Source organism: Pseudomonas protegens, from assembly GCF_003363755.1.
In the GTDB taxonomy this organism is placed as follows: Bacteria; Pseudomonadota; Gammaproteobacteria; order Pseudomonadales; family Pseudomonadaceae; genus Aquipseudomonas; species Aquipseudomonas danubii.
On record NZ_CP031396.1, the window covers coordinates 3870189 to 3884808 of the forward strand.

Genomic DNA, 14620 nt, shown 5'->3' on the forward strand with positions numbered 1-14620 from the left:
GGGTTCTCCATCGCGGGGCTGTGGACCCGCGGCGCACGGTTCTGCGGCAGGTGGACAAGGTTGAGGCGGTGATGACGCGGCCATTGCCCGGCCTGGCGGGTGTCTGCGCTGGCGGGCGCTCAAGGCGTCTGTGGGTCTGGCTGGCGCCGAGCGCGAGGGCGGGAGTTGCCGGGGCTGGCATTGAATGAGGGACCAGCGGCCATCGGGTCCCAAGACTAAGCGCGGCATTGTGTCGCGTCTAATTGCTAGTACTGATCTATTGATAGATGGCGTCGATCAGGAAGGGCTGAAGGATTCCTGGTAGAGGGTAAAGCAGGCTTGTGCCAGGGCTGAGCGCGGCGCGCTGCGGCGCATGATCAGGCCCAGGCGGGCCAGGGTCTGGGCGTCGGCGATGGGATGCAGGCGCAAGTGTTCGGTGACGATCTCCAGGCCGCTTTCCAGGGGCATCACTGCGCAGCACAGGCCGCCGTGGACCATGCGCAGTAATTGATGGACGGCGTCGGTCTGCAGTACCGGTTGCGGCTGCAGCCCGCGAATGTGGAAGTGGTGGTCGATGGACTGGCGAAAGTGCATGCCGCTGGTGAGCAGGCCCAGGGGTAACTCGATCAGCGCCTCCCAGCTCAGGGGCTGTTCGCCGAAGCTGAAATACCGCTGGTCATAGAGCAGGCCCATGTGGGTCGGGTCCAGGGGCAGGGAGTCGAAGAGCTCGCTGTCCAGGCGCTCCAGGTAGGACACGCCGAGGTCCAGGCGATTGCTCGCCAGCTGTTCGAGGATCTGCTCCGAGCTCAGGGACGAGAGTTCAAAGCGCAGGTTCGGGTGTTCGGCATGCAGGCGCTGCATCAACGGCAGAGGGTCGAAGCTCGACAGCGGCACCACTCCCAGGCGCAGGGTGCCCACCAGATTGCCCCGGCACGCGGCGGCCTCGGCCAGCAAGCCGTCATAGGCGGTCATGACGCTCCGGGCCCAGGCCAGCACCCGTTCGCCAGGAGCGGTAAAGCCTTCGAAGCGCTGGCCGCGGTTGACCAGGGGCAGGTCGAGTTCTTCCTCGAGGCTGCGCAGGCGCATGGACAGGGTTGGCTGGGTGATATGACAGCGCGCGGCAGCCTGGCCGAAGTGGCGGGTTTCGTCGAGGGCGATGAGGAATTTCAGCTGCTTGAGGTCCATCTTCGCTCCGGAGCGGCAAAAGGCCGGGATTCTACCGTGGTGGCCGGGCCTTGGGTCACTGGTCGCCCGGGAACCTCATTGTTCCAGGCTGGTCTAGTCTTTCGCGTCTGGATCTATCAACCAAGGAGTGTGCGACATGAGCATTTTCAGCTTTGTGAAAGAAGCCGGTGAAAAACTGATCGACCTGCTGACCCCGGGCAATGCCAATGCCAGCGAGCAGCTCAAGGAGCACATCGAAAAGGTCGGCCTGGGCAATCCCAATGTTCACGCCACGGTGGAAGGCGACAAGGTGATCGTCAGCGGTGAAGTGGCGAGCCAGGAAGAGAAGGAAAAAATCCTTCTGGCCCTGGGCAACATCGCCGGTGTCAGCAGTGTCGAGGACCAGATTACGGTGACCGGTCCCGTGGTGGTTTCTGCGGTGTTCGTCACCGTGAAGAAGGGCGATACCCTGAGCGCCATCGCCAAGGTGCAATACGGTGACGCCAACAAGTACAACAAGATCTTCGAGGCCAACAAGCCGCTGCTGTCCCACCCGGACAAGATCTACCCGGGCCAGGTGTTGCGCATCCCTGAATGATCGACCCTCTTCGCCGGCGATGCCGCTCCCAGTGCCGGAGCGGGATCGCCCGCGAAGGCTTTCACAGCCCTTCGATCAATTCCCGGTAATCTCCCACCGCCGCGAACTCCGCCGTGTCCTTCGGCCCTTTGCGGCTGTCTGGCTGGCTCACCGCGAGCAACTGCGCTACGCCGAAATCCCGCGCGCTGCGCAGAATCGGCAGGGTGTCGTCGATAAACAGGCTGCGGGCCGGATCGAACTGAATATCGGCCTGCAGTGCATCCCAGAACTGTGGATTCTCCTTGGGGAACCCGTAGTCGTGGGAACTGATCAGGCGCTCGAAGTAAGGCGCCAGCTCGATCCGTTCCAACTTCAATGACAAGGAATCACGATGAGCGTTGGTGATCAGGATCACCCGCTTGCCGGCCTTCTTGATCGCCGCGAGAAAGGTGTCGGCATCCGGTCGCAGGGCGATCAGGTGAGCCGTCTCCAGCTTCAGTTCACGCACCGAGAGTTTGAGCTCGGTACTCCAGAAATCCAGGCAATACCACTGCAACTGGCCGGCGTTGCGTTCGAACAGCGGTTGCAGTTCCAGCTCGGCCATGGTCCGGCTGACCCCGTGCAATTCGGCGTAACGCTGGGGCAAGTGTTCCATCCAGAAGTGGTTGTCGTAGTGCAGGTCCAGCAGGGTGCCGTCCATATCCAGCAGGACGGTATCGATATCGCACCAGGGCAGCAGGGCCATTGAACACTTCTCCAGCGGTAAGAAAACAGTCTGTATAGTAACTCGCTATCGCCAAGGAGCCCGCTATGCGCCAGAAACCCACTGTACTCGCCCGCGAGATCGTCGCCACCAGTCGTCTGTTCTGTGTCGAAGAGGTGCAGTTGCGGTTTTCCAATGGCGTCGAGCGCACCTATGAGCGCCTGGTGGGCAAAGGGGCCGGTTATGGCGCGGTGATGATCGTGGCCATGCTCGATGCCGAGCATGCGGTGCTGGTGGAGGAGTATTGCGGCGGCACCGACGCCTACGAGCTGTCACTGCCCAAGGGCCTGATCGAGCCGGGTGAAGATGTGCTGGCGGCGGCCGAGCGTGAACTCAAGGAGGAAGCCGGGTTTGGCGCGCGGCAACTGGAGCATCTGACCGAGCTGTCGCTGTCCCCGGGCTACATGAGCCAGAAGATCCAGGTGGTGTTGGCCACCGATTTGTATGAAGAGCGCCTGGAGGGCGATGAGCCGGAGCCGATGCGGGTCGACAAGGTCAACCTGCGTGAGCTGGCCAGCCTGGCGCAGAATCCTCAATTTAGCGAAGGCCGGGCCCTGGCCGCGCTGTACCTGACCCGCGACCTGCTGAGCCAGCGCGGAGCCTTTCCAGCATGAGCATGAACTCGATGAATTTTCCCCATCCTTTATTGGCACCGGTGGCCGAGCTGGCCTTGCGCGCTGGCGAGGCGATCCTGCCGTTCTGGCGCGCCGACGTGGCGGTCAACCACAAGGCTGACGAGTCGCCGGTGACCGCCGCCGACCTTGCGGCCCATCACTTGATCGTGGCTGGCCTGACGGCGTTGGACCCGAGCATCCCGGTGCTGTCCGAAGAAGATGCCGACATTCCCCAGGCCACTCGCGCCGGTTGGCAGCGCTGGTGGCTGGTGGACCCGCTGGACGGTACCAAGGAGTTCATTTCCGGCAGTGAAGAGTTCACCGTCAACATCGCCCTGATCGAACAGGGGCGTGTGGTGTTTGGCGTGGTGTCGATGCCCACCAATGGCCGCTGCTACCTGGGCGGTGCCGGCCTGGGGGCCTGGCGCGTGGATCAGGGGCAGGCGCCGCAGGCGATCCGGGTGCGTGAACAGCCAGGTGTTGGCGAGGCCTTTACCGTGGTGGCCAGCCGGCGCCATTCGAGTCCTGAGCAGGAGCGTCTGCTGGGTGGCTTGAGCGCGGCCCTAGGTGAATTGCAATTGGCCAATATCGGCAGCTCGCTGAAATTCTGCCTGCTGGCCGAAGGCGCAGCCGACTGTTATCCGCGCCTGGCCCCCACTTCCCAATGGGACACCGCGGCGGCCCAGGGCGTGCTCGAAGGAGCGGGTGGCGAAGTGCTGGATCTTGCCGGTGCGCCGTTCTGCTATCCACCGCGGGAGTCGTTGCTCAACGGCTTCTTCCTGGCGCTACCGGCCAAGGCGGTGTGGCGCGGCAAACTGCTGGAGCTGGCCCGCGCCTGATCGCCCCACGGCGACTTGCCTCTGCCACCTTTTGTGTAGGAGCCGGCCGGCCGGCGAAGGGGCCCTTGAGCCCTGTGCAAGAATTTCCGGCCTCTTCGCTGGCAAGCCAGCTCCTACAGAGTTGAGCAGTTTCCGAAACGGGTCAGCGGTGCAGGACGTACTGACCGGCAAAGCGTACGGCGTCGTCTTCGCTGCCGACGTTGACCACACGGCTGTGCAAGGTCAGGCGGGCACGACCGTGGCGCTGGTACATCGCAAGGAATTTCTTCCAGACCTTGTCTTCCGGTGCCGAGCAGATGGCCACGGCATCGCCGGTGACCGGCAGCGGGTAGCTGATCTGCCCTTCCTGGATGACGATATGCCCGTCATCTATCCCTTCTTCCTTGAGCCGCAAATGCAGCCAGCCCCAACCGGCCAGCACCGCACCGCAGTACAGGCTGCCGCCGAACATGGTGCTCTTGTGGTTGACGTTGGCCTCCAGCGGCAGTTGCAGGCGCAGTTGCTGCACCTGCCAGTCGAGCACCTTCAGGCCCATGTCCCGGGTCAGGGGAATGTCGTGGTGGAGGATGGATTCCAGGTAGCGACTGTCGCGGTTCATGCACGGGCCTCAAGGGTGGAAGGGTGGAAGGGTGGATGGTGCGGTTCATTCGGACTCATCGCCGGGCTGGCTGGCACCGCTGTCGGCGAAGCTCAGGCCGTGTTTGCGCAGCTTGTCGTGCAGGGTCTTGCGCGGAATGCCCAGGGCTTCGGCAAGGCTGCGCATCGAACTGTGGGGTTGCGTCAGTTCGGCGGCGATCAGGCTCTTTTCGAAGTGTTCCACCTGTTCGCTCAGACCGCCGGCAATCAACGTCGGGGAGGCGATGGCAGCCTGCTCCGGCTCGCTGTTGTCCAGGGCCAGTTCCAGACCCAGCGCGAAGCGCTCAGCAGCGTTCTGCAGTTCCCGCACGTTGCCCGGCCAGCGATGCCGCAACAGCAGGGCACGATGCCCGGGTTGCAGTTCCTGGGGTGGCAGGCCGTGGCGGGTACTGGCCTCGTCGGCAAAGTGCTGGAACAGCATCAGTATGTCCTCGCCTCGCTCGCGCAGCGGTGGAATGCGCAATGGGGCCACGTTCAGGCGGTAGTAGAGGTCGGCGCGGAAGCGGCCCTGGTCCGCGGCCTGGCGCAGGTCTTCCTTGGTCGCGGCGATGATGCGGATGTCCAGGGGGATCAGCTGGTTGCCCCCCAGGCGTTCCACCACCCGCTCCTGCAGCAGGCGCAGCAGCTTGACCTGGACATCCAGGCTCATGCTTTCGATTTCGTCGAGGAACAGGGTGCCGCCGTTGGCGAATTCGAACTTGCCGATGCGGCGTTTCTGCGCGCCGGTGAAGGCCCCCGGTTCGTGGCCGAACAGTTCGCTTTCCACCACCGACTCGGCCAGAGCGCCCGCATTGATGGCCACAAATGGCCCGTTGCGCCGCCCCGAGAGGTCATGCAGGGCGCGGGCTACCACTTCTTTGCCGGCGCCGGTTTCACCCAGGATCAGCACATCGGCGCGGGTCGCCGCCAGGGCGCCGATCTGCTGGCGCAGGCGCAGCATCGGCGCTGACTGGCCCACCAGCCGCGCGCTCAGTTCCTGGCGGTCGCTGAGGGCCAGGCGCAGGCTGCGGTTGTCCAGCACCAGGCGCCGCCAGTCCAGGGCGCGGCGCACACTATCGAGCAGGGCATCGCTGGCGAAGGGCTTTTCCAGAAAGTCATAGGCACCGGCGCGCATCGCCTGCACCGCCAGGGGCACATCGCCGTGACCGGTGATCAGCAGCACCGGCAGCTCGGGGTCCTGGGCATGCAATTGGTTGAGCAGTTCCAGGCCATCCATGCCGGGCATGCGGATGTCGCTGACCACCACGCCCGGCCAGTCCCGCTCCAGGCGCGGCGCCAGGCCCTGGGCCTGGGCCAGGGACAGCACCTTGAGCCCGGCCAGGTCCAGGGTCTGGCTCAGGGCCTGGCGCAGGTGCGGATCGTCGTCGATCAACACCACTTGCAACTGAGGGTCGAGGCTGTCGGGACGGGTCATCGCTCAATTTCCAGGTCGTGTCGTGGCCGGCAACGCCGGGCCGGGCGTGGTTGCTAGGTGATTGCCGCTGCGCGTCATACCCCGCGGTCCTCGGAGGGCTGCAGGCTGACGCCGGGGGCCCCGGCACGCAGGCGCAGGGTGATCAGGGCGCCGCCTTCACGGTGGTTGGCGAACGACAGCTCACCGCCGAAGGCGCGCATCAGGGTGTCGCAGATCGCCAGGCCCAGGCCCAGGCCCTGGGTCCGTGTCTTGGTGGTGTAGAACGGCTCGCCAGCGCGGCCCAGCGCCTCCATGCAGAAGCCCGGGCCGTTGTCGCGGATGTACAGATTGACGCCTGTAGCGGTGGACTCGGCACTCAGCCAGAGTTTGCGCGGCGGGCCCTTTTCGGTCAGGGCGTCGAGGGCGTTGGCCAGCAGGTTGCCAAGGACCTGGCGCAGGCGGGTTTCCCCGGCCTCGACCCACAGGGTAGCGGCTGGCAGGTCGCGGATCAGTTCCACTTCCATGGCCCGGCGACGCTTGGCCAGCAGGGCCAGGGCATCGTCCAGGGCCGGTTGCAGGGCGACGCTTTCCGGGGCGTGGTGATCGCGCCGGGCGAAGGCCCGCAGGTGAGCGATGATCGAGGCCATGCGCCCGGTCAGTTCGCTGATCAGCTTGAGGTTGCCCCGGGCGTCATCGGTGCGTTGGTGGTCCAGCAGCACTTCGGCGTTTTCCGCGTAGCTGCGGATGGCGGCCAGGGGCTGGTTGAGTTCGTGACTGATGCTCGCCGACATGGTGCCCAGGGCCGAGAGCTTGCCGGCCTGGACCAGATTGTCCTGGGCGCGCACCAGTTCCTGTTGGGCGGTTTCGCGTTCCAGCACTTCCTGTTTCAAGCGCCGGTTGAGGCTCTCCAGATCGCTGGTGCGTTCGGCTACGCGCCTTTCCAGCTCACGCCGGGCCTTGGCTTCGAAGGCGATCCTCTCCAGGTAGTGGCGGCGGCGCTGCATCATCAGGCCGAGCAGCAGCATCAGCACCAGCAGCGCAGCGGCGCCGACCGCCACCACGGTGCGCACCGGGCGATCGATCAGGGTGCGCGGGGCGAGGATGCTGACGCTCCAGCGGGTTTCCTCGATCTGCTGGGTCTGGGTCAGCCAGGCATCGGGATTGAGGTTCAGTGGGCGCGGATCCCGGGTTGGGTAGGGCTGGATGGCGACGATGGCCTGGCGTTCCTCGTCGCTCAGTGGCCGGGTCGCACGAAAGCGCCATTCAGGGCGCGAGGTGAGGATCACCACACCATTGTGGTCGGTCAGCAGCAATTGTTCCGGGGTCTTGCCCCACAGGCTTTCGGTATGGTCCAAGTCCACCTTGACCACCAGCACGCCCAGCATCCGTTCGCCGTCGCGCACTGCAGCGGCGAAGAAGTAGCCACGCTTGGCCGAGGTGGTGCCCAGGCCGAAGAACCGTCCCAGGCGTCCGGCCATGGCTTCGCTGAAATAGGGGCGGAAGGCGAAATTGCGCCCGACGAAACTGTCGTGCTTGTCCCAGTTGGAGGCCGCCAGGGTCTTGCCGTTGGTGTCCATCAGGTACATGACTTCGGCGCCGGTCTGGGCGCTGATGTTTTTCAGCAGGCGGTTGGCGTTGCCCTGGGTCACGCCGTCGTCCGGGGCCCCCAGCACCGCCCGCAGCGCCGGCAGGTCGCCGAGGATCTGCGGCAGCACTTCGTAGCGGTGCAGGGTGCCCAGCAGGTTGGCCACGTAGAGGTCGAGGGTCTGGCGATTCTGGCTGGTCAGCTCGTTGCGATAGTAGCGCTCGGCCAAGTGCTCCAGCGGCCACAGCAACGGCGCCAGGCACAGGGCCAGCAGGGCCAGGCTGCGCCAGCGGGGACGACGGGGAAGAGGTGCGGTCATGGAAAGGGCGCCTGTGGATACAGGCGCATTATGCCTAGCCCTGCTCGGCAAGACACTCGCGCAGTGCGCTGCGCCAGTCCGGCTGGGTCACGCCCCATTCGCGAGCCAGGCGGCTGCAGTCCAGGCGTGAGTTCAGCGGCCGGGGAGCCGGGGTCGGGTAAGCACTGGAGGGGATGGCTTCGAGCACCGCACAAGGCTTGTCCAGGGCCAGCAACTGCTCGCCGATGGCCTGGGCGAAACCGAACCAGGAGGTCTCGCCGTGGGCGGTGAGGTGGTAGGTGCCCCAGGCGCCTTGATTCCCGGACTGCCAGCGTTCGATCAGGGCGCGCGTGCTGTTGGCGATGGTGCCGGCCCAGGTGGGCGCGCCGATCTGGTCGGCCACCACCCGCAGCTCGGGTCGTTCCTGCAGCAGGCGCTGCATGGTCAGCAGGAAGTTCTTGCCATGGCTGGAATAGACCCAGCTGGTGCGCAGGATCAGGTGCTGGCCCTGTACCAGGTTGATGGCCCGTTCGCCCGCCAGCTTGCTCTGGCCGTAGACCCCCAACGGATTGGGCTCGTCTTCCTCTACGTAGGGCGTGTCCTTGCGGCCATCGAACACGTAGTCGGTGGAGTAGTGAATCAGTGGCACACCCAGTGCCCGGGCTTCCTCGGCGAAGATCCCGGGGGCCGTGGCGTTGATCGCAAAGGCCAGCTCCGGCTCGCTTTCGGCCTGATCGACGGCGGTGTGGGCGGCGGCGTTGATGATCAGATGCGGAGCAATGGTGCGGACCTGCTGGCGAATCTGTTCCGGGTGGCTCAGGTCCAGTTGGTCTCGACCAAGGACCACCAGTTCGCCCAGGTCGCCGAGCCGCTGCTGCAGCTCGCGGGAAACCTGGCCGTGCTGGCCGCTGATGAGGATTTTCAGGGGAGTGCTCATGGGAACAGATCGGCCTCGGCCAGTAGGCTGCCGGCCTGATCCTTGGCGGACAATTGCGGGGGCTCGGTGAGTTCCCAGTCAATGGCCAGGGTCGGATCGTCCCAGCGAATGCTGCGCTCGGCGGCGGGATTGTAATAGTCGGTGGTCTTGTAGAGGAACTCGGCAAAGTCGCTGAGCACCACGAAACCGTGGGCGAACCCTTCGGGAACCCAGAGCTGGCGATGGTTCTCGGCCGAGAGGCGTACGGCGACCCATTGACCAAAGTGTGCCGAGCTGCGACGGATATCGACAGCCACATCGAGCACTTCGCCCTGTGTCACGCGTACCAGTTTTCCCTGGGTGTTCTGCAACTGATAGTGCAAGCCACGCAGCACGCCTTTTTGCGAGCGTGAATGGTTGTCCTGAACGAACTGAGTATCCAGGCCGGTGGCGTCGGCGAAGGCCTTGGCATTGAAACTCTCGTAGAAAAACCCACGCTCGTCGCCGAACACCTTGGGCTCGATGATCAGCACGCCGGGCAGGTCGGTGGGGATGATCTTCATTGCGTCTCCCCGGCCAGGGTGAAGAGGTACTGGCCATAGCCGGTCTTGCCAAAGTAGGCGGCGCGCTCCAGCAGATGCTCACGGCTGATCCATTGGTTCTGGTAGGCGATTTCCTCCAGACAGGCGACCTTCAAACCTTGACGGTGCTCGATGGTCTGTACGTACTGCGAGGCCTCCAGCAGGCTATCGTGGGTGCCGGTGTCGAGCCAGGCAAAGCCCCGGCCAAAGCGCTCCACATGCAGATCGCCACGCTTGAGGTAGGCGTTGTTGACGTCGGTGATTTCCAGTTCGCCACGGGGCGACGGCTTGACTGCCTTGGCGATCTGCACCACGTCATTGTCATAGAAGTACAGGCCGGTGACCGCGTAGCTGGATTTCGGTTTCTTGGGTTTCTCTTCGATGGACAGGGCGCGGCCTTCGCTGTCGAAGTCGATGACCCCGAAGCGCTCCGGGTCCTTGACCCAGTAACCGAACACCGTAGCGCCGGAGCTGCGCTTGGCGGCAGCGCGCAGCTGTTCGCCGAAGTACTGTCCGTGGAAGATGTTGTCGCCCAGGATCAGGCACACCGGGTCATTGCCGATGAACTCTTCGCCGATCAGGAACGCCTGGGCCAGGCCATCCGGTGAAGGTTGTTCGGCGTAGCTCAAGCGCACGCCGAACTGGCTGCCGTCACCCAGCAGGTTGCGGTACTGCGGCAAGTCCTGGGGGGTGGAGATGATCAGGATGTCCTGGATGCCGGCCAGCATCAGTACCGAGATCGGGTAATAGATCATCGGCTTGTCGTAGATCGGCAGCAGTTGCTTGGAGACACCGAGGGTGATGGGGTGCAGACGGGTGCCGGAGCCGCCCGCCAGAACAATGCCTTTAATCATGCAATCAGATCCTTGATGTCGGTGGAACCCAGGCGTTCGCCCTGGTAGCTGCCGTCCTGTACTCGGCGGCACCACTCGAGGTTTTCCAGGTACCACTGCACAGTCTTGCGCAGTCCGCTGGTGAAGGTTTCTTCTGGCACCCAGCCCAGTTCCCGCTCGATCTTGCCGGCATCGATGGCGTAGCGCAGGTCGTGGCCCGGGCGGTCCTGGACGAAGGTGATCAGGTCGGCGTAGTGGGCAACGCCCTGGGGTTTTTGCGGGGCCAGCTCTTCCAGCAGGCTGCAGATGCCGCGTACCACGTCGATGTTCTTCTGCTCGTTATGGCCGCCGATGTTGTAAGTCTCGCCGACCACACCCTCGGTCACCACCTTGTACAGCGCGCGAGCGTGATCCTCGACGTACAGCCAGTCGCGCACTTGCTGGCCATTGCCATAGACCGGCAGCGGCTTGCCTGCGAGGGCGTTGAGAATCACCAGAGGGATCAACTTCTCGGGAAAGTGGAACGGGCCATAGTTGTTGGAGCAGTTGGTTATCAGCACCGGCAGGCCGTAGGTACGCTGCCAGGCGCGGACCAGATGGTCGGACGCAGCCTTGCTGGCGGAGTAGGGCGAACTGGGGGCGTAGGGCGTGGTTTCAGTGAACAGGTCGTCGACGCCATGCAGGTCGCCATAGACCTCATCGGTGGAAATATGGTGGAAGCGCAAAGCGGCCTTTTCCGCTTCGGGCAGTTTGTGCCAGTAAGCGCGGGTTGCCTCCAGCAGGCTGTAGGTGCCGACGATATTGGTCTGGATGAAGTCGGACGGCCCGTCGATGGAGCGGTCGACATGGGACTCGGCCGCCAGGTGCATGATCGCGTGAGGCTGGAAGCGCGCGAGCACCGCACTGACGGTGGCCTGGTCGACGATATCGGCCTTGACGAATTCGTAGCGGCTGTTGCTGGCGATGCTGTGCAGCGATTCCAGGTTGCCTGCGTAGGTCAGTTTGTCGAGGTTCAGCACTTCGTGTTCTGTGTGCTGGATCAGATGGCGGACCAGAGCCGAGCCGATGAATCCGGCTCCGCCGGTGACGAGAATGCGCATGTTGGAGGGCCTGTGTCCTTGAAAACGATCATTTACTGCAAAAAATGCAGCATAGCTTGTCGACACGACGTCTTAGGCGCAATAGGCGCCATCAGTCGATTTCACCGCGAACGGTCGGAAATTTCGCAAAGTGCAGGGTTGAGGCGGGGACGGTGCCTGTCTGTTTCCCGTTCTTTGGGCTTGCGTAACGCCTTGGGCAATGGCGATATAAGCGGCTTATAACAATTCCAGGGATCGTTGCATGTTGCTCGCCACCTTGATCCACCGCGCCAGTCTGCCCAGCCCACAGGTCACTGCACAGCAAGCGCTGGAGCTGCTGGAAACCCATTACGGTCTGCAAGGCACCTTGCAGTCTCTGGGCAGCCAGCAGGACCTCAACTATCGCCTCGACAGTCCCCAGGGCCGCTTTGTCCTGAAGATCTGCCGTGGCGACTACTCGGCCCTGGAGTTGCAAGCGCAGCACGCGGGCCTCAAGCACCTGCAGCAATACCCCGATCTGCGAGTGCCCAGGGTGATTCCGGCCAAAAACGGTGCAGACCTGCTGTCCCTGGAGATTGCCGGGCAAGCGCTGCACGTGCGGTTGCTCGACTATATAGAGGGTCGTTCCCTGACCCACCTGCCGCACCTGGGGAACGAGCTGGTGGCGGGCCTGGGCCGGCTCTGCGGGCAGATGGACCTGGCTTTGGAAGGTTTCCAACATCCGGGGCTCGAACGCACCCTGCAATGGGATGCCCGGCATGCCCAGGCGCTGATCGGGCATTTGTTGCCAGTCATCCAGGACCCGCAGCAACGGGCCTTGATCGCTGACACCGCGCAGCGCGCCGAACGGCGGCTGCAGCTCTTGCAGGAGCAATTGCCGGTGCAGGCGATCCACATGGACATCACCGACGACAACGTGGTCTGGCAGCGGGATGCCGCGCGCCGTTGGCAGTTGCAGGGGGTGATCGATTTCGGCGACCTGATCCGTACCTGGCGCATCACCGATCTGTCGGTGACGTGCGCCGCACTGCTGCATCACGCCGAGGGCGATCCGCTGCGCATCCTGCCGGCGATCCAGGCCTATCACCAGGTCAACCCGCTGCAACGGGCCGAGCTGCTGGCGCTCTGGCCATTGATCGTGGCCCGCGCCGCGGTGCTGGTGCTCAGTGGCGAGCAGCAGGTCAGCATCGATCCGGGCAACGCCTACAGCCGCGCCAATTTGCACCACGAGTGGGAGATTTTCCGGGTCGCCAGCTCCGTGTCTTTCGAGTTCATGGAAGCGGCCATTCTCAGCGCTGTCGGGGAGTCGCTGCCGGCCATTGGCAGTGACGGCTTTGTCCCGCTGCTGCCGAGCCTGGTAGGGCGCGAGTTCGCCCTGATCGACCTGGGAGTGCTCAGCCCGCACTTCGAAGCCGGCAATTGGGAGCAGCCGGGGATTGATGATCGTCTGTTGGCCGAAGCCGCTGTTGCCCATGGCCTGGCCGCCAGTCGCTATGGCCAGTACCGCTTGTCGCGGACCTGCCCCGACAGCGCCCTGGAGCCGCAAACCTGCCCGTTGCATGTGCAGTTGCAAGTGCCAGCAGGCACGCCGGTAGAAGCACCGTTCGCCGGTGTGCTGCACCGTGCCGAGAACGGCCTGCTGCGTCTGGATGGCCCGGCGTTGAGCGTGCGCTTGTGGGGCGTCGAGCCGTCGTTGCACCCGGGGGCGGCCCTGGTCAAGGGGCAGGTACTGGGGGCCGTGGTAGCCGACGGTCGGCTCAAGGTGCAGTTGTGTCGAGCGGCCGAGCTGGATCCGCCGCTGTTCTGTACCCCTTCCCGCGCGCCAGCCTGGCAGGCCTTGTGCCCCTCTCCGGCCGCGCTGCTGGGGCTGGCCTGTGATGCCGAGCCGGAGCTGGACCCACAGACCCTGCTGGAGCGACGCGATGCCAGCTTTGCCCGCTCGCAAAAGCACTACTACGTCGACCCGCCGCGGATCGAGCGCGGCTGGCGCAATCACCTGATCGACATGCAAGGGCGTTCCTACCTGGACATGCTCAACAACGTCGCGGTGCTTGGCCACGGTCACCCACGCATGGCCGCCGAGGCGGCGCGCCAATGGTCGCTGCTCAATACCAACTCGCGTTTTCACTATGCGGCGATCGCCGAATTCTCCGAGCGCCTGCTGGCCCTGGCGCCGGACTCCATGGATCGGGTGTTCCTGGTCAACAGCGGCACCGAGGCCAACGATCTGGCGATTCGCCTGGCCTGGGCCTACAGCGGCGGGCGCGACATGCTCAGCGTGCTGGAGGCCTATCACGGCTGGTCGGTGGCGGCCGACGCGGTGTCGACCTCCATCGCCGACAATCCCCAGGCCCTCACCAGCCGTCCCGACTGGGTGCACCCGGTGACGGCGCCCAACACCTATCGCGGCGAGTTCCGTGGCCAGGACAGCACACCGCAGTACCTGCGCAGCGTCGACCAGCAGTTGCACAAGCTGGAGGCGCAGCATCGTCAGTTGGCCGGGTTTATCTGTGAGCCGGTGTACGGCAATGCCGGGGGCATCTCGCTGCCGCCGGGTTATCTGCAGGCAGTCTACGAACGGGTTCGGGCCCGGGGTGGCGTGTGCATCGCCGATGAGGTCCAGGTGGGCTATGGCCGCATGGGCAAGTTCTTCTGGGGCTTTGAAGAGCAGGGCGTGGTGCCGGACATCATCACCATGGCCAAGGGCATGGGCAACGGTCAGCCCCTTGGGGCGGTGATCACCCGTCGCGAGATTGCCGAGGCGCTGGAGGCCGAGGGCTATTTCTTCTCTTCATCCGGTGGCAGCCCGGTCAGTTGCCGCATCGGCATCGCCGTGCTGGATGTGATGCAGGAGGAGGGCCTCTGGGAGAACGCCCGGGTGGTGGGTGAACATTTCAGGCAACGCCTGGAGGCGCTCAAGGACCTGCATCCCCTGGTGGGTGCGGTGCATGGCTCCGGTTTCTACCTGGGGCTGGAACTGATCCGCAATCACCAGACCCTGGAACCGGCCACCGAGGAGACCACCCTGCTGTGCGATCGCCTGCGGGAACTGGGGATCTTCATGCAGCCCACCGGCGATCACTTGAACATCCTCAAGATCAAGCCGCCGATGGTCACCAGCCGGCAGAGCGTGGATTTCTTCGTCGACATGCTGGACAAGGTGCTGGGCGAAGATCTGTAAGGGCTCGTCGTTCGCTTGCGTTCATCTCCATTCGCCGGCAAGCCGGCTCCTACACCTTTCTGTGGGGGCTGGCTTGCCGGCGAATGTGTTTATGCCTATTCGATTGTTATCGGTATTTTGTCGGATATTTTGCGCATTCAAGAATTCTGTGGCTTTTAAAGTCGATATTTATCGGATATAAA

At 64.2% G+C, this 14620-nt stretch carries 13 protein-coding genes and 1 pseudogene; 4 read left to right on the forward strand and 10 right to left on the reverse strand.

Going from position 1 to position 14620, the window contains the following annotated elements; genetic code table 11:
- Nucleotides 1-2: 2 nt before the first annotated feature.
- Together DWF74_RS30695 and DWF74_RS17495 are read right to left on the reverse strand one after the other, a co-directional pair.
- Nucleotides 3-95 (reverse strand): annotated as a pseudogene (locus DWF74_RS30695) (formate dehydrogenase accessory sulfurtransferase FdhD); the annotation flags it as partial.
- Between the two features lie 181 nt (nt 96-276).
- On the reverse strand, nt 277-1164 hold the full coding sequence (locus DWF74_RS17495; RefSeq protein ID WP_115581383.1) for a LysR family transcriptional regulator: 888 nt from the start codon (nt 1162-1164) through the stop codon (nt 277-279).
- Between the two features lie 136 nt (nt 1165-1300).
- Here DWF74_RS17495 and lysM point away from each other — a divergent pair, with 136 nt between their 5' ends.
- A complete protein-coding gene (lysM, locus tag DWF74_RS17500; protein WP_102862672.1) occupies nt 1301-1741 on the forward strand; it encodes a peptidoglycan-binding protein LysM in 441 nt (146 codons plus the stop codon).
- A 61-nt stretch (nt 1742-1802) separates the two neighbouring features.
- On the opposite strand, the gene yrfG is transcribed toward lysM, so the two are convergent.
- Nucleotides 1803-2465: a GMP/IMP nucleotidase gene (gene yrfG / locus DWF74_RS17505; RefSeq protein WP_102862673.1), complete on the reverse strand. Its 663-nt coding sequence runs from the start codon at nt 2463-2465 to the stop codon at nt 1803-1805.
- 65 nt (nt 2466-2530) lie between these two features.
- Between yrfG and nudE the strand changes: the two genes are divergently transcribed.
- Together nudE and cysQ are read left to right on the forward strand one after the other, a co-directional pair.
- A complete protein-coding gene (gene nudE, locus DWF74_RS17510) occupies nt 2531-3097 on the forward strand; it encodes an ADP compounds hydrolase NudE (protein ID WP_102862674.1) in 567 nt (188 codons plus the stop codon).
- Between the two features lie 11 nt (nt 3098-3108).
- Entirely contained in the window at nt 3109-3936 is an 828-nt protein-coding gene (gene cysQ / locus DWF74_RS17515) for a 3'(2'),5'-bisphosphate nucleotidase CysQ (RefSeq protein WP_115582458.1), read from the forward strand.
- A 142-nt stretch (nt 3937-4078) separates the two neighbouring features.
- Here cysQ and DWF74_RS17525 read toward each other — a convergent pair whose 3' ends face one another.
- The 7 genes from DWF74_RS17525 to rfbB form a co-directional block, all read right to left on the reverse strand.
- Nucleotides 4079-4534 (reverse strand): thioesterase domain-containing protein, encoded by a 456-nt coding sequence (locus DWF74_RS17525; RefSeq protein ID WP_115581384.1) that lies wholly within the window; start codon nt 4532-4534, stop codon nt 4079-4081.
- Between the two features lie 45 nt (nt 4535-4579).
- On the reverse strand, nt 4580-5986 hold the full coding sequence (locus tag DWF74_RS17530) for a sigma-54-dependent transcriptional regulator (RefSeq protein WP_115581385.1): 1407 nt from the start codon (nt 5984-5986) through the stop codon (nt 4580-4582).
- 74 nt (nt 5987-6060) lie between these two features.
- Nucleotides 6061-7869, reverse strand: a complete 1809-nt coding sequence (locus DWF74_RS17535; RefSeq protein ID WP_102862677.1) for a sensor histidine kinase — start codon at nt 7867-7869, stop codon at nt 6061-6063.
- A gap of 34 nt (nt 7870-7903) precedes the next feature.
- A complete protein-coding gene (rfbD, locus tag DWF74_RS17540) occupies nt 7904-8785 on the reverse strand; it encodes a dTDP-4-dehydrorhamnose reductase (RefSeq protein ID WP_115581386.1) in 882 nt (293 codons plus the stop codon).
- On the reverse strand, nt 8782-9327 hold the full coding sequence (gene rfbC / locus DWF74_RS17545) for a dTDP-4-dehydrorhamnose 3,5-epimerase (protein WP_110651133.1): 546 nt from the start codon (nt 9325-9327) through the stop codon (nt 8782-8784). The genes rfbD and rfbC overlap by 4 nt, the downstream gene beginning before the upstream one ends.
- Nucleotides 9324-10199 (reverse strand): glucose-1-phosphate thymidylyltransferase RfbA, encoded by an 876-nt coding sequence (rfbA, locus tag DWF74_RS17550; RefSeq protein WP_115581387.1) that lies wholly within the window; start codon nt 10197-10199, stop codon nt 9324-9326. The genes rfbC and rfbA overlap by 4 nt, the downstream gene beginning before the upstream one ends.
- A complete protein-coding gene (gene rfbB / locus DWF74_RS17555) occupies nt 10196-11278 on the reverse strand; it encodes a dTDP-glucose 4,6-dehydratase (RefSeq protein ID WP_102862681.1) in 1083 nt (360 codons plus the stop codon). Before rfbB ends, rfbA begins: the two co-directional genes overlap by 4 nt.
- 241 nt (nt 11279-11519) lie before the next feature.
- Here rfbB and DWF74_RS17560 point away from each other — a divergent pair, with 241 nt between their 5' ends.
- A complete protein-coding gene (locus tag DWF74_RS17560) occupies nt 11520-14438 on the forward strand; it encodes an aminotransferase (protein WP_115581388.1) in 2919 nt (972 codons plus the stop codon).
- The last annotated feature ends 182 nt before the right edge of the window (nt 14439-14620 follow it).

Excerpts from the sequence above, each read along its gene's own strand:
- DWF74_RS17495 (WP_115581383.1), bottom strand. The coding sequence starts at position 1,164 with ATGGACCTCAAGCAGCTGAAATTCCTCATCGCCCTCGACGAAACCCGC.
- lysM (WP_102862672.1), top strand. The coding sequence starts at position 1,301 with ATGAGCATTTTCAGCTTTGTGAAAGAAGCCGGTGAAAAACTGATCGAC.
- yrfG (WP_102862673.1), bottom strand. The coding sequence starts at position 2,465 with ATGGCCCTGCTGCCCTGGTGCGATATCGATACCGTCCTGCTGGATATG.
- nudE (WP_102862674.1), top strand. The coding sequence starts at position 2,531 with ATGCGCCAGAAACCCACTGTACTCGCCCGCGAGATCGTCGCCACCAGT.
- cysQ (WP_115582458.1), top strand. The coding sequence starts at position 3,109 with ATGAATTTTCCCCATCCTTTATTGGCACCGGTGGCCGAGCTGGCCTTG.
- DWF74_RS17525 (WP_115581384.1), bottom strand. The coding sequence starts at position 4,534 with ATGAACCGCGACAGTCGCTACCTGGAATCCATCCTCCACCACGACATT.
- DWF74_RS17530 (WP_115581385.1), bottom strand. The coding sequence starts at position 5,986 with ATGACCCGTCCCGACAGCCTCGACCCTCAGTTGCAAGTGGTGTTGATC.
- DWF74_RS17535 (WP_102862677.1), bottom strand. The coding sequence starts at position 7,869 with ATGACCGCACCTCTTCCCCGTCGTCCCCGCTGGCGCAGCCTGGCCCTG.
- rfbD (WP_115581386.1), bottom strand. The coding sequence starts at position 8,785 with ATGAGCACTCCCCTGAAAATCCTCATCAGCGGCCAGCACGGCCAGGTT.
- rfbC (WP_110651133.1), bottom strand. The coding sequence starts at position 9,327 with ATGAAGATCATCCCCACCGACCTGCCCGGCGTGCTGATCATCGAGCCC.
- rfbA (WP_115581387.1), bottom strand. The coding sequence starts at position 10,199 with ATGATTAAAGGCATTGTTCTGGCGGGCGGCTCCGGCACCCGTCTGCAC.
- rfbB (WP_102862681.1), bottom strand. The coding sequence starts at position 11,278 with ATGCGCATTCTCGTCACCGGCGGAGCCGGATTCATCGGCTCGGCTCTG.
- DWF74_RS17560 (WP_115581388.1), top strand. The coding sequence starts at position 11,520 with ATGTTGCTCGCCACCTTGATCCACCGCGCCAGTCTGCCCAGCCCACAG.